This is a genomic window from Paenibacillus tianjinensis, from assembly GCF_017086365.1.
GTDB lineage: Bacteria > Bacillota > Bacilli > Paenibacillales > Paenibacillaceae > Paenibacillus_AQ > Paenibacillus_AQ tianjinensis.
Map to the genome: position 1 here is coordinate 6,046,125 of NZ_CP070969.1, position 14,545 is coordinate 6,060,669.

At 52.2% G+C, this 14,545-nt stretch carries 12 protein-coding genes; all 12 read right to left on the minus strand.

Features of this window, described 5'->3' with window-relative positions; all coding sequences use genetic code 11:
• Positions 1–15: 15 nt before the first annotated feature.
• The 12 genes from JRJ22_RS27995 to JRJ22_RS28050 all read right to left on the minus strand — a co-directional run bounded on the left by JRJ22_RS27995 (position 16) and on the right by JRJ22_RS28050 (position 14,425).
• Positions 16–1,266 (minus strand): glycosyltransferase family 2 protein, encoded by a 1,251-nt coding sequence (locus JRJ22_RS27995; RefSeq protein ID WP_206102447.1) that lies wholly within the window; start codon positions 1,264–1,266, stop codon positions 16–18.
• Positions 1,267–1,291: 25 nt separating this feature from the next.
• On the minus strand, positions 1,292–2,869 hold the full coding sequence (locus JRJ22_RS28000; protein ID WP_206102448.1) for a hypothetical protein: 1,578 nt from the start codon (positions 2,867–2,869) through the stop codon (positions 1,292–1,294).
• Positions 2,866–4,401 carry a glycan biosynthesis hexose transferase WsfD gene (gene wsfD / locus JRJ22_RS28005; RefSeq protein WP_206102449.1) on the minus strand — a complete coding sequence of 512 codons (1,536 nt, stop codon included), beginning with the start codon at positions 4,399–4,401 and terminating at the stop codon, positions 2,866–2,868. Before wsfD ends, JRJ22_RS28000 begins: the two co-directional genes overlap by 4 nt.
• A gap of 15 nt (positions 4,402–4,416) precedes the next feature.
• Positions 4,417–5,571: a glycosyl hydrolase family 8 gene (locus JRJ22_RS28010; RefSeq protein WP_232380979.1), complete on the minus strand. Its 1,155-nt coding sequence runs from the start codon at positions 5,569–5,571 to the stop codon at positions 4,417–4,419.
• 231 nt (positions 5,572–5,802) lie between these two features.
• Complete coding sequence (locus JRJ22_RS28015) at positions 5,803–6,882, minus strand: potassium channel family protein (protein ID WP_332461356.1); 1,080 nt, start codon at positions 6,880–6,882, stop codon at positions 5,803–5,805.
• A gap of 4 nt (positions 6,883–6,886) precedes the next feature.
• A complete protein-coding gene (locus JRJ22_RS28020) occupies positions 6,887–7,279 on the minus strand; it encodes a DUF350 domain-containing protein (protein ID WP_206102451.1) in 393 nt (130 codons plus the stop codon).
• On the minus strand, positions 7,276–7,941 hold the full coding sequence (locus tag JRJ22_RS28025; protein ID WP_206102452.1) for a hypothetical protein: 666 nt from the start codon (positions 7,939–7,941) through the stop codon (positions 7,276–7,278). Before JRJ22_RS28025 ends, JRJ22_RS28020 begins: the two co-directional genes overlap by 4 nt.
• On the minus strand, positions 7,934–9,145 hold the full coding sequence (locus JRJ22_RS28030) for a glutathionylspermidine synthase family protein (RefSeq protein WP_206102453.1): 1,212 nt from the start codon (positions 9,143–9,145) through the stop codon (positions 7,934–7,936). The genes JRJ22_RS28025 and JRJ22_RS28030 overlap by 8 nt, the downstream gene beginning before the upstream one ends.
• Positions 9,142–9,843, minus strand: coding sequence for a hypothetical protein (locus JRJ22_RS28035; protein WP_408637859.1), 702 nt, complete (start codon positions 9,841–9,843; stop codon positions 9,142–9,144). The genes JRJ22_RS28030 and JRJ22_RS28035 overlap by 4 nt, the downstream gene beginning before the upstream one ends.
• 30 nt (positions 9,844–9,873) lie before the next feature.
• Positions 9,874–10,092, minus strand: coding sequence for a hypothetical protein (locus JRJ22_RS28040; RefSeq protein WP_206102454.1), 219 nt, complete (start codon positions 10,090–10,092; stop codon positions 9,874–9,876).
• Between the two features lie 91 nt (positions 10,093–10,183).
• A complete protein-coding gene (locus JRJ22_RS28045) occupies positions 10,184–11,308 on the minus strand; it encodes a response regulator (RefSeq protein ID WP_206102455.1) in 1,125 nt (374 codons plus the stop codon).
• Between the two features lie 27 nt (positions 11,309–11,335).
• On the minus strand, positions 11,336–14,425 hold the full coding sequence (locus JRJ22_RS28050; protein ID WP_206102456.1) for an ATP-binding protein: 3,090 nt from the start codon (positions 14,423–14,425) through the stop codon (positions 11,336–11,338).
• Between the last annotated feature and the right edge of the window lie 120 nt (positions 14,426–14,545).

Here is a 14,545-nt window from a genome sequence, read left to right on the forward strand (position 1 = left end):
CTCTTCCTCCGGCCTTTAATAGCGCTCGGTTTTATACCATTTCGCTTCCCGTTTGAAGATGACATCCTTAAGGTAGTTGTACATTCCATAAGCGGCGACAACCATCCACAGCTGGCAGTACGAGACATACATCAGCAGAATGATCCAAAAGTTCGATAGGCTCATCTCGCCCTTCTCAGTGGTAAGCGTGACGAAGATCCCCACTACAAACAGCACAATGGCCAGCAGCCATAGAAAACTGCTTAGTCCGGCAATCGTCGTATGAACATATCCCATCGCATGCAGCACAAGCAGCAGATCGGAAGTGATCAGCGAGATTAGCAGCAGGAAATAGATCGACACGTAATATAGAATATCAAACCGGATTTTGGACGCCGTCCGGTCGAACAGCAGCGGCAGGTTTTTTACAATGACATAGACATTCCCCTTCGCCCAGCGGGTCCGCTGCTTGAACCAGACCTTCACGGTCTGCGGCTCCTGCTCCCAGGTCACCGACTTCGGCTGGAACTTGATCCGGTAGCCCATCATATAGATCCGGAAGCTGATTTCGGTATCCTCGGCAATCGCTTTGACGTCCCAGCCGCCGATGGCTTCAACAATCGACCTGCGCATAATAAAGTTCGTTCCGGGAATCGTGCACAGCTTGAACAGCTTCCACCGCCCTGCCTGCGCCATCCACTGAAAGGAGAGCGTCTCTATATTAATAAACCGTGTGAGCAGACTGGCATCACGATTGCGGGTTCTGAACTTGCCGATAACGGCGCCGAGGCTTGAATCTGACACAATCTCAGCAACCAGATATTTCAGTGCCGTCCGCTCCGGCGTATTATCGGCATCATAAATCGCAATCAGCTCGCCTCTGCTGCGGGCAAATCCGATGTTGAGCGCATTGGACTTTCCTTTGCCGCCAGTGACAGAATCGGTGTTGATGACCAGCAGGTTACGCTGCGGGTTCCGCTCCTGTATATTTCCCAGCAGCTGGGCGCTGTTATCCGAAGAGTTATCATTAATGACGATGATCTCATAACGGTCATGCGGGTAATCAAGCGCCAGCAGGGATTCCACGGTTTTGCTGATGACCACGCCCTCATTGTGTGCGGGAACCATGATGGTCACGAACGGATACTCGCCCTTAATCTCAGGGACACCCTCACTCTCCGTTTGAATGTAATACAAATATCCGGCTATAATCAGGGCCACATTCACCAGCAGCAGCGACCAGATACAGATCACCGCAATCACCATCAGCACGTCTGAGATCGTCATGTTGTTCTCCTTACGTAAAAATTGTTCATTTCAGGTATTTCTTCCGGTACAGCCTGTAGCCGACCGTGAGCAGTCCCCCGAAGAGCAGAAGCGCGACGGTAATCACTACGATGAAAAATTTGCTTTGCACACTGAACAATGTCTTGAAGCTTTTGAACTGCTCTTCTTTGTATTGATAATCACTGCTGACAATTTCCGGTACATAGTCAATATTGAGCGTGCTGCCGTTCACTTTAATAATGCCGTCCGCGGAGCTTACAGTGTTCGTATCCGTAGCTACCGTATGGCCAGCCTGCTTATAATCGGCAAAGGTAATCCATAAGTCGTCCACAGTCTGCAGCAGCAGCGTAAGTCCGGCCTCATCCTCCGGAAGATTCACTGTAACAGCGGCATCCATCGGCAGCCGCGGCATGGCCTTCCCCTCATGCTTCAGGCTCTGCAGGAACTCCGGCGTTATGCTGTACAGCGAGGAGGCAAAGCTTGCGGATACGTTGGTCTCTTCCATATGGATCACGTTCTCATCCGGAAACAGCACTACGGAGTCAAAAAAACCCATGCCTGCCGCAGCATATTCCTTGTCATAGGTCCAGAAGGCTTCCGCACCCATGCCGAGCGGCGCTATGCCGTTCTCGGCCAGCAGATCAATGAATCCGCTCATCTTGCCGCCGAGCGTATGGTCACTGCTGTTAATGGAGGGCATCAGGGCCGGAGCATTCACCAGAATGCTCCCGTTCTTCGCCTGCACCACCTTGAGCGCCTTCAAATACCGCTGCATGGCCGGAAAGTCCGTGTTGCTGAATACCGGCCGCACACTGGCGGTGAACGGTATTCCTGCCTCATACAGCCGGCCGGACAGTTCTTCCAGCAGCGCCAGATCTGAGAACGGATAAATTTCCTTAATCACCAGATAAGGTCCGGCCGCAGAAGCAGCCCCCAGCCAATCCTTCAGCACAGCAGCTGCCGCCAGCACACTAGCATTGCCTTTCTCCAGGTAAGGGATATAGGTGAAGGTCCCTGAACTAACAGCATACGGCACCTTGCGGCCGCTGCTCTTCAGGAACAGACTGCCATATTCCCGCTCTGCCTTACTGGAAGTAATATAAGGGACCTGCAGCAGCTTAAGAGCCTCTGAGCGGAACGCCCCGGCCGTAAGCGTTGCGCGCTCCTCCTCCGCAAGTCCGGTGGACAGCTGTAAGTTCTGCTCCAGCCTGGCCGGGGGTTGATAGCCAATATGCAAATATTGTCCGTTATACCGGTCTAAGTCTTCCATATACGGCTTATTCTGAGACAGCTTCAGATCAGGCGCATTGATAACGGTTATGACGCTTAAGAACGCCGTCATCATCCCCTGCTCATAGCGGTCCAGTGCGGCCACTGTGACCTGTACATGATATGCGGCAAGCTGGCGCTGCACTTCCCGCACATTGCCTTCCCGCGGGGTTCCCGCTGCCAGGCTGTCATACAGCAGCAGAACCTTGGGCTGCTGCACGGCGGACTGCGCTTCGGCGGCAGCGTGAACCGGGACAGCCGGCTGGACTAATGCAGCTATAATCAGCAGCAGCGCCATCAGCAGCATGAGCCGGGCAAGCTTATGCCGGCTCATGCGCTGACGCCCTCCTGCACATTCGGAATTTTGCCGGCTCTGTCCGCTGCCGGTTCGCGGCTGCCCGAGACTCTCCGCCCGACCACACCGGATACTGCCAGAAGCGAGACCAGATCAAACGCCAGGGTGAACAAAAATTCATGCTTCGAGATGTCCGCATCTCCCGCCCCGATGATGGAAACCAGAATCCCGGACAAACCTATCGCCATGCTGGCCACAATCAGCATCATCCGCTGCATACCCCTGGGATCCCGTGCCTTCAACGCTTTTACAAAGGAAGGCATATACAAACCGATGACCAGCACCATCCAGAGCAGAATGAACCCGAAGGTTTTGGGGGCCAGAATTCCCTTCAACAGACTATAGAGTGTAAAAAAGTGACTCTGGGCCCGAAATGCCTTACCCGCCGATTCCTCGTAATTGCCCATGGCCGCCGGCTTGATCGAAAAAGCGCTCCGGGCAGCCACATTGAGCATCGAGCTGAGCTGGCTTGGGTTCCTGACATAATATTTCAGGATAGAGACAAAACCGTATTTGCTGTAGAAATCCTTCTCCAGAAGCGGCGAATTCACATCGACCGTCCCGTATTGCTCATAGTAAATATTGCTTTTTAGGATCGCATACTGCCCATAGATCCCGAAGGATTCCAGCGAAGTCTCCGGATTGGCAGAATCCTGCAGTACGCCGCGGGTCATCGCATGATACTGGTTGATGTTTACGAATTCCTTGGAGATATTGAGATAGGTTCCAATTCCGGCAGCCAGCAGCAGAATCAGCGAGACCACCGTCAGACTGCGGAAAATCCGGTCTCTCCTTACCCACAAAAGCGAGATACCCAGCACCGATAAAATAATGCCTACAGGAGCATTCTGTTGTTTGGAGGTCGTCAGAATCAGACCGCTGATTACAAACAGCACCAGCAAAAAATAATCATTGTACCGCTTGCGGTACAGCAGCAGCCATGCGGCAAAGATGAACAACATCATGATCAGTACAAGGCTCTCACTGTAAAAAGAATTGAAATAAGCGGTGTATCCCGTATCGCCAAAAACAAAAACCGCCAGCACCGCCACGATCATCCCCTGCTTGCGGGTCATCCGGCACGTGATTGCTTCCACCAGCAAATAAATAGCGGCTACATACAGAATCGTATAGACGGCCGCCTGGAACCGGATATCGAACACCGTGCTGCTGAACAGCAGTTTATTCAGGCCTATAGCCAGCTTGATGAACAGAGACTGGGAAGAATCAAGGGTCGCCCCATTCTCGTTATAGTATTGATAGATTCCAAAATGCTTTACGAAATAGCCAAAATACTGGCTGTCATAACCCGGCTTGCTGAAATAGAGCCCATTGCTGTAAATATTGCGAAAAAAGTCGCCGTTATCAGCCATCCCGATATAAGGAGCCGTAAACAGGGCAACCACCGTAATCATCAGTACTCCGAAGGCCGCTATAAATGCAGGGGATGCTCGGAAACCGGCAAGCATGACGCCCTGCCGCAGGGTTGTTTTCACAGTGTTGTAGATCATGCGGATTCACCTTCGTTAATGTTCGTTTTTGGGCGGATAAGAATAGGCTAATAAAGCCATCAGATTGTCAAAAGAGTACGCCTGGCCGGTATTCGGATCACCAAACCCGCCGTACAGCGGACTTGCGGGATCGGTAATTCTGAACTCGTTCATCCGCTTGATACCTGCCTCATAGAGGGCATCATCACCGGCCTCCGCACCAATCATCGCCGTCAGCGCATAGATTGCTGTGGAGCGGACATCATTCGCCGGTTTTCCTTCACGGGTATATTGTCCGTACAGCGTACCTGCCTCGACCTGCTGCTTGATGAAGCGGATGCTCTCCGGACGCTGGCGGCCCACCTCTGCCAAATTCAGAATGCTCAGCAGCGATTCCACTGTATTGATATGTTCTGATCCGTATGCTCCGGACTTATAATCAAATCTCGTTTCATAGAAAGGAAATGAGTCTGACAGATAGCCCTGCTCAAGAATTCTGCTCATATTATCCAACAAAATATCTAAAGATTCGCTATCAATCGACAATTTTCGCAACACACTCAGATTAATATAACATAAAGTAATAAACCCGTTATTTTGTTGGTGTAAATTGTCATATAGGTCATACATGTTTCCGTCTTTAACATTACTAGAATAGAACCTCCTGGAATATTGCTCAGCTTCCGTTGTATACTGCTGATTCCCGAAAACCTCTCCCGCAGCAAATAAAGCACCGATCATCCGCAGGTCGTCCACCGCCGCATTAACCGCGTACTGCTTCTGCTGCTTCGGGCTGTACCGGTAGCTGAATCCGCCTTCCATGTCGAAGGTCTGTTTGCCGAGCACCCATTGCCGGGCAAAAAGCTGTGCATCACCGTTCCGGACAGCACTTAACATCATCAGGGAGGCTGACTCGCTTAATACCTCGTGACCTGTGGCGGCTTCTGCTGACTGATCCGTCTCCAGTAAATTGGTGTACACTCCAAAGGGGCCGGTAAGTTTCGTATTTATGAAAGTATATAGTTCCTGCTTTTCTTTTACATGCTCTTCTGACGGCTGTTCCGGTCCCGCTGATGAGCTGGGCGAGACTACTGCACTTGCTGTAGGTACCGGCTGCGCCCCATTACTGCAGGCGGCCAAGAAGGCAAGAGACATCAGACAAGCAAGAACTGTGCTGCGTCCTCTACCCAAATCATCACTCCTTTATGAAGGTCATATTTTGTCGATAACTATATTACGGTAATATTAGTCACAAAGTTGACTGTTTTATCGTTCATTTTGCGTCAAATTAATAAAATGATTCATTTTTCCTACTATTTTTTGTAAAAAAGCGGACTTATAACACAAATAGAGCTGCCTTCAGGTCGAAAACAACCCTGGGCAGCTCTATGGGTATGAAGAAAAAATTAGATCCTTCCGTTCCTATCCTTTGATTCTGCGGTAAGTTTCTTCATCGGTGACAATATACAAACGTGCACCGGCCGGGATCGGCTGGTCTAGCTTACGGTTAATCCCCATATCGCTATGGTCGGAAATTAGGGTAGCCCCCTGAAGGAGCAGATCCTGAAAAGCATCCCCGTAGGTTCGCCAGACTGGATTCCGCGGCACTTCATAGATGTCATCGCCATGCTGACGGCTGAGCAGCTGGCTGATTACCTCAGAATTCCCTTCCTGCAGTGCCGACCTCACGGCCAGCCTGGAGATGGCATCATGCGAAAGTACAAACTCATTCACATGAACATGCCGGAAATTCTTTATATTTTTCTCCTGCATAATCTCGACTGTAGTATGTACCTGCGGGGCGATCCGCTCAATGCTGGAGACGATCAGCAGCGATTTGCCGTCAATCAGCGAGGCTTCATCTATGCGGTTGTCGCCAAATACAATGGCCGCTCTTGCTTCCCTGATACCGGCCTTCAGCAGAATATCGTCGCTCGAGGCATCGCCGCTGATGAAATGCACCTGCTCCATCTGCTCCAGCGGATGCTGGCCTGTCTCATCAATGATGACAATCTGGCACTTCGGGTCATAACATAGAATCTCATCCACGGCCGCCTGCGTTTTCCGGCTCCAGTTAATCAGCAGCACATGATTTTCCCCGTGAAAGCTCAAGGTTCCAGCTCCTCTCCTTCTCTGTATCTCCCCCATGGCTTCAACAACTTTGCCGATAACCAAACTCAACAGACCGATGCCAAAAATGTATAAAAAAATAGTGAACAGCTTGCCGGAGAACGTCTTGGCAAAAAAGTCGCCATACCCGACGGTAGACATCGTAGTCATTACCCAGTAGAAGGCGTTGAACCAGTTATTAAAGGTACTAGGCTCCAGTGTATACGCAATGGTGGCGCTCAGAACAACAAAACAAAGAATCAGGAGTGCAATGGTCTTTTTTTTGAGCGCCATCAGCTTCCCTGATATCCTGAGGATAAAATGCATCCGCCCGCCCCTCTTCCCTAATAAAAGTGGTGCCCCGCACCGATGACACGTGCGGGGCAGCCCCAAAAGCCTAGATGATCAGACTGCTCACTGCAAAGGATGTTCCGATGAAGACGAGACAGAGCATTGTGCCCACCGCTACATTCCCCTTCTGCAGCTGTTCGGATATTCTGAAGCCAGGGGTAAACAGCTCAAATATCCAATACGCCGCGATCAGGCAGACATACCCTACAGCGAACCACAGCATCATGTGCCAGATCGATGTATTCGTATAGGCCGCTACCCCAAGGATAATCGCCGTAGCCAGGAATTTGCCGCCGAGCGCCAGAGCCACCGCCACATTGCCCTTCTTAATCTCGTCCATATCCTTAAATGGAGTCATCAGGGTAAAGACGACCATACCGAGCACTTGCAGCAGAATGATCGTTAAAACACTTACTACCAGATTAATAACTATCGTCATTTTGCCCACCCCCGAAATTTCGCATAAGCCGAATCATAATCGGCGAAATCATGCACTTCCTCCAGCACTACAGAAGCTGTCTTTGCTTTCTCCAGTGCCGTGTAGCGCTTATCGTCTATCGGCTGCTTGATCCGGTTGCCGGAGGGCAGCTCAAGCACGGCGAAGTTTCTCGTCTTCTCCTGGTACTTGGTCTTATATACCCCGACAAGGTCAACATCGGTGGTAATCGATACTTTCAGATTCTTCAGATCTTCCGCTGCCGCCTCTTGCGTCCCGTACGATTTGATCGTTGTCCAGGCGGACAGGCGGACCTCATTCTTCTGATCTGCATCTGTAGTCAACTCGGCATCCATAAACTGCAGCGTCCAAATCTTGTCACCCGTAGCATAATTGCCGTCATTGGGCAGAAGCTCATTATCAGGCAATACAGTCATGTCACTGCCGATCAAATCGCCCACTGTACTCTCCACTACCCGGTAATCCCAGGGTACACGCGATACGCTGGCCGTTGTTTCTGCTGAAGTCCCGGTATGAAATACGCTGTCTTCGTTGCTGGAGCATGCACTCAGCAGCACCGCAAGCAGCAGCATACCCAGAACAGCACTCAGCCGGATCCTCGCCTTTCCGTGGATCCGCTTCTCTCTCCGTTGGTTCCTATTCAAGCTCCCTCACTCCTAGCGCGATAAAATGACTGGCATTGCCTGTAATCGGCCCGCCTGCCCGCCCGAGCAGCCCGCAGGGCTTCCCGTTGATCACGAACATGCCGGTCAGCAGATGAAGCTCACCCTCCGCCGTTTGAATCCGGGCCAGTTGTGCCCGCTTCTGGTACACGGTCGGGAATAATACACTGCTGTCAAAGCCTTCCTCATCCTGAAGCTCAAGTTCCCCGGTGTCGCCATACAGGCGTACGGAACCGCCTTCACGTCCGAACACCGATTTGGACACAAAGCTTCCGGAGAATACAGGCTTATTGTAGGTCGGCAGGATGTAGCTGGAAATGGCCCCGCGTTCTTCTTCGGTAAACAGCAGCCCCAGTTCATACATGCCCCATACCGCGGCAATCAGTCCTTTGGACTGCAGCAAAATACTGTGCGGGCCGTTGAACAGCTGCAGGCGCCCGGTCTCTATGGCATAAGCAAGGGCATCCCCGCCTTCGTCAACCGCCATCCATTCCTTCGGATACAGAGCGAACATCCGCTCAATTCTCCGGTTCTCCCCGTCATAAACCGTTCCGTTATCAATCCATAAATCCAGACAATCCACACATTTAATGTCCAGGCCGCTGTGGCGGACCAGCGCCTCAATCGTACCGGAATCCTCCTGATGAGAGCCATAAGCCACACAGGCTGCCGTGTCCGGGCGTTCCTCACCCCAGGCTCGGGCCAGCTGCTCCTTCATCCCGGCATTCGGACTGGATATTCCGGCCTGCCCGCAGATCCATGGTGTCGCAATGGAAGCTTCCACATAACCTGTAGGCGTATCCGCATTCAGCTCCAGCAGCTTAATACTGCCGTCATCCGCCACGGCAAAATCAAACCGGGCATAACGGCTGATCAGGCCCGGTTCCGGCAGCGGCATATCATCCAGCATCTGCCACAGTACAGGAGGAACGCCGAGCAGATCATACAGATCATGCCTGCGGTGGACGTACCGTACCGCTTTGTCGAGGATCATCCATAACTTCCCGGAAGCCTCCTCCAGCTCCCGGTAAAGCTCTCCCGGCATGACTGCTATCGCATCCAGCCAGTACTCTTCCTCCCCAAGATCAGCCCAGGTAAAGCCCAGCTCACGCAGCTGTTCTACCCGGGGCGCCCGTTCCAGCGCTGACTGATCCAGTAATTGAAAGACACTCTCTACCTTGGTCATCCGCCGAAACCGCTCTTGCTGGAGCCGGACCGGGATGATGAACTGGACTTGCTGGAGCTTGAACTCTTGGAAGAGCCCAGTCCGCTTGATTTGCCTCCGACCCCGCCGGCCTTGGAAGAGCCTCTTCGGGTGATGGAACCCGTGGAAGAGGTGGATGTCCTCGGCTTAACCACTGACCCGGCGACCGGCTTATTCTGAAAGCTGCCGCTGTTGTAAGACGGCGGTCTATAGGTAGTCCGTGTACCGCCGTAATAGGTTGGCCGGTCATTGTACCAGCCTCTGGATGAATAGAAGGAACCACTGTTGAACAGCATGTGGTAGAGCAGCAGATCGTCCCAGCCAAACCCGGAGCTGTAGCCGCCGTAGTTATTGATGACTGTCGTTCCGCCTGAGGTAACAACTCCCGTCCCCTCCTGCACCGTCTCTCCAGCGTTCTCCTCCGGATAGGGAATGTTCCAGTCTACATTTTTGTCAAAATAAGCTTTGACCTCTTCGGTCGACCAGGAGACCAGCTGCGGTTCTTCTCCGCTGCCGCTCCCGGTGGCATGAACGCCTCCCGGAATGAACATCGCATTGGCCAGCAGCGCAATGCCCAGCGAGGTGGATAATACACGCAGCGGTTTGCCTTCCGCATTAAACAATTTGGACCCGGCTGATTCTCTGTCCGGTCCCTTTGGTTTTTGCTCATCGTTCTCCAACCTTATTGCCTCCCTTCCTGACACCTACATTTAGTCTTCGGTCCGCATCGGGACGAGCAGAAGCTCCAGCTTCCCCTGGTCCACATTCAGCCGCCCTTCAACCGTTTCAAACTCCCGGTTGCCGACCACAATGTAATTGACATGCTCCAGCGCGGTAATCATATTCATGCTCCACGTGCGCTCCTCAATGACGCGAAGGTCGCCCTCCGGCATCTTTTCCAGCAGAATGACACCCATTCCATTATCCACTTATTACACTTCCTTCCTGTTAACTATTACGCTTCTGATACGCAATTATCCTCTTTTCGTTTCATCCTGAACAGAAGGAAGGGAAAGGGGACTAAAAGACCTTTTGCACCCAGTTATCCATAATGCTGCCGGGATGAATACCTAAATCGCTTTGCAAAAGCGTTTTGTAGTTTTCGTAGTGGTTTCTGAATCCGAGAAAATCACCCAGATCCGCATAACTGCGCAGTGCCAGCCTGCAAATATCCTCCGAATAGGGATCTACCTCCTGCAGTGCAGTCAGCCGGGTAAGTGCCTGCTGCGGACGCTGGGAGCCGAGTTCATACTCTGCCGAACGGAGTGCCATCTGGAGATACTTGGCCCGCAGCTCCTTGCGCTTCGTCTCGGCCCAGTCATAATGATGCTCGCCTAAATAATCCCCGCGGTATAAGGCCAGCACAGCTTCACGGCGCTCCCATTCCTGTTCGTTCTCCACAGGGCCGCCCAGCCAGCCCTGCACGAATTGCTCCACATCCAGCGTCACATTCCCTAAAACCAGGCGGTAGCGTTCCTGCGAAAATTCCACAACCACGTCCATCCCCCAGGTTTTCAGGAGCTTGCGGATATGATACACCGTTGTATGCAGATTGGTAACCGCCTTCTCCGGCTGGAAATCCGGCCAGACCAGATCCACGATCATATCCTTCAGGATCCATTGCCCGTGGTAATGAAGCATTAGCGCAAAAACCTCCTGCGCCTTGCTTGTTCTCCACTGTGTTCTCCGCCCGGGGTCATTCTGATCCATGAACTCAAGCCGTTTGAAGCAGCGGATATAGGGATTCTCTACGGCTGCCGGTGATACGGAAGCTTCCTCTGCCGGTTCTTCACGGCCCACCAGCCGCTCCAGCGTTTTATTCAGCCGTTGTGCTGTAACCGGCTTTAGCAGATAATCCACGGCATTCAGCTCAAAAGCATCAATAGCATAGTCACTGTACGCCGTAATATACACAATCCGGATATTTCGGTCCACTCCCATAATATGCTCGGCTGCTTCCAGGCCATTCATCTCCGGCATTCCGATGTCCAGGAAGACGATGTCAGCCTTCTCCTGCTGCAGATGCTGCAGCCCCATTCTTCCCGAAGTGTATTTGCCGGTAATCTGCAGCCGCCCGTCTCTGGCCAGCAGTCGTTCAAGGTGCTGCAGCGCAGGTTTTTCATCATCTATTAATATTGCCTTCATAGGCCGGGCTCACCTCTTGTTTGTCATTCATTCTAAAGCTGCGTCTGTTCGAGGAATGGCGAAGGAAATCCGGGTTCCCCTGCCGGGCACACTCTCAATCAGCAAACCGGTTCCGTATATTTTGAGCAGCCGCCGCTGAATATTTCTCAGACCAATACCGCCTCCGGTACGTTCTTCCGAGAGTACCTCACCAATCCGTTCATGGGACATGCCGATTCCATCATCAGAGACGGCAACCACCAGCTGCCGCGGCAGAAGCCTGATCGACAGCAGGACTGTTCCACCGGTTTCCTTCTGCATCAGTCCATGGTTTACGGCGTTTTCAACAATTGGCTGAATGCTGAGCGGAGGGACCAGCTCCCTGATTCTCTCGGGTACATCGATTTCAATGTTCAGCCGTTCGTCAAACCTCGCCTTCTCCAAGGCCAGATAAGAGCGCACCAGCTCCAGCTCCTTCCCGATCGGCACGGTTTGCCCGCGGTTCTGAAAATCAAAGCTACTGCGCAGATATTGGCTGAGATCCAGCAGCAGATCGGTTGCCTTCTCCGGATCATCCGGGCAAACCGAGATAATGGCATTAAGCGCATTATATAGAAAATGGGGTTTGATCTGCGCCTGAAGGAAGGCAATTTCCGTCTCTACGGACATGCGGATCGACTTGCGCATATCCAGCAGGGTCTGCGCACGCGCCCTGAATTCCCTCAGCTCCACAGGCTGGCTCAAATAATCATTGGCACCTGCCTCAAAAACGGCCTGAATGTCTTCCGGGCGGTTCCCGGTTGTCAGAACGAGTATAGGCAGCTCTGATAAGATGAATCGCTCACGAATGGCTTGGCATAAGACCAGTCCCGGCATTCCCGGTATAGCCCAATCCATGATGACCAGATCCAGGTCAGGCTGCCTCTGCATGATCGCGAGCGCCTCAGTACCGCTGACAGCCGTAATCACCTGATGCTTTTCCAGCCGGAGCGCATTGGAGAGCACCAGCAGATTGACGGGATCATTATCAACAACAAGGATTGTGCAGCATTCCCCTTCCTGGGTCTGCTCCAGCGGAGTTTCTTCCAGCGCTGCCGCAGCCGCTGTTTCCCAGCCTGTAATCTCCAGATACTCCTGAGCAGGAAATGCCGTCCGGTCTTTCAGGACCGGCAGGGTAAAACGGAACACCGTCCCTTCTCCCAGGGTGGAATGCACCTCGATCCTTCCACCGTTCAGCTCCACCAGCTTCTGGGTAATGCTGAGGCCCAGACCGTTCTCACGGTACGTTTTCTGGGCTGCGGCACCTTGCGGATCAAAGGCATCAAAGAGCGTCCGCAGGCGTTCCGGCGAGATTCCTGCCCCGGTATCAGCTACCTGAATAACCACATAATCTTCTATAACCTCTGCCGACACAGTTATCACACCCTGATGGGTATAATTTAGGGCATTTGCTAGTAAATTGAACAGAATTTGCGCAAGACGCTGTTCATCCGTTTCTAGCAGCGGGAGTTCATCCGGCAGCTCCAGCCTGAAGTTAAGCTTGGGATTGCCCGTCACATGACGGGTAACCTCGATAACAGAAGAAGCTACGCTCCGCAGGTCAACAGCCTCCCGCTGCAGGAACAGATCCCCGTGGTTCAGCTTGGCGAAATCCGCCATGTCATTGATCAATGCGGACAGTCTCTTGCCGGTGGAGACCACCATTGACAGCTGTTCGTTCTGCTTGGCGTTTAACGGGCCTGCCGCCCCTGACGCAAGCGTCTGAGCAATGTTCACAATCCCCTGCAGGGGTCTGCGCAATTCACGTGAGGTAGCTCCCATAAACTCATCCTTCAGCCCGTCCAGCGTGAGCAGCCTGCGGGAGAGCTGCTCCACTTCCAGGAAGGAAGCGGCATACTGGCGGGCCATCATAATGGCTTGAAGAAATCCGAACAGAAAAATTTCATAGGATAGCACGTAATAGTGGAACAACAGGTTCCAGACACTGGCCAGATAATAAATGATGACTACACTCAGACTCTCTATACTGACCATCATCAGGAACATATTCTTCGGATTCTGCCTTGTTCCTACGACCATTGAGTAGAGCACAAAGCTGATTGCAACCACACCCCAAGTTAACAGCATCCCCTCCAGATAACTGAAGTACTGTGCCGGAACGAACACTGCGATCAGCAGCAGCACGGAAGTAATCGCTTTGGAGGCTCTCATAACCGCTTGAGGCATTGGATAGTTGATCGAGTTAGCTACGTATCTGAGCAGATAGTAATAGACAAGTGTGGAGGAGGCGAGCTGCAGCTTCAGCACAATTTCATAAGGCAGGCCGGGCATTACAGCGGAAATCAATTTCTCACCGTGCGTCAGAATATACACTAGAGCCGCTAAGCTGAACAATCCCAGGTACAGCGTAATTCCCCGGCTCGCCCTTACCCTGGAGAACATCAGCAGAAACAAGGCAAGCGCAAAAAAACCAAACAGTGTTGCACCGTCCACAAACAGGGCAAATTCCCGGTGCTTCAGGATCGTTGACTGGTCACCGAGGATGATCGGCTGGACAATCCCGCCGGAAGAATAGTTATAATTCGCCACCTGCACAATAACTTCCAATTTATCGCCGTCGACTGCGGCAAATCCCATGTAGGGAATGTTGTTGCTTTTCCCCTGTGACGGGGTTACTGCAGGAAGACCGCTTCTGCCGATCTCCTGTCCGTTCAGAAATATTCTGCTAGCTGTCCGGATATTAAGCGTCCGCAAGCCGTATATAATATCCTGACCGCCGGAAACCCTCGCCTGCAGACGGTAGGTGGCGTATCCTTTGGCCTGACTTTTATCTGTATCTGATATGTAGGTATTCCATTTCTCCGGCACATGGATCATCGTGGACACAGAGGGAGCCGTCCGGTCCGCCCGCGTTGAATGAAAATCCTCCGGTGTCAGCAGCCTGCCACGGTAAAACTCCCATTCCCCGTTCAGCTTCACGGCACCGTCCTCTTGAAAATCCCATTCCCGCAGATCGATCACACCCTGCCTAGAAACGGGTATATCCTGCTTAACCATAACATTCTGAAGGATGGAGAACAGCGGCACTATGCATACCAGCAGCAGGCTGGCCAGTATGCTCAGCCAATATTTCTTCATATTCTCTGCTCCCTTCTGCTTTATGTGAGAAATTATACCTTGTATGACTTGGGTTAATAAAGAAAAAAACCGATTCCCATATACTTCGGAATCGGCGGTCATTCTTTTAATAGATTAGAT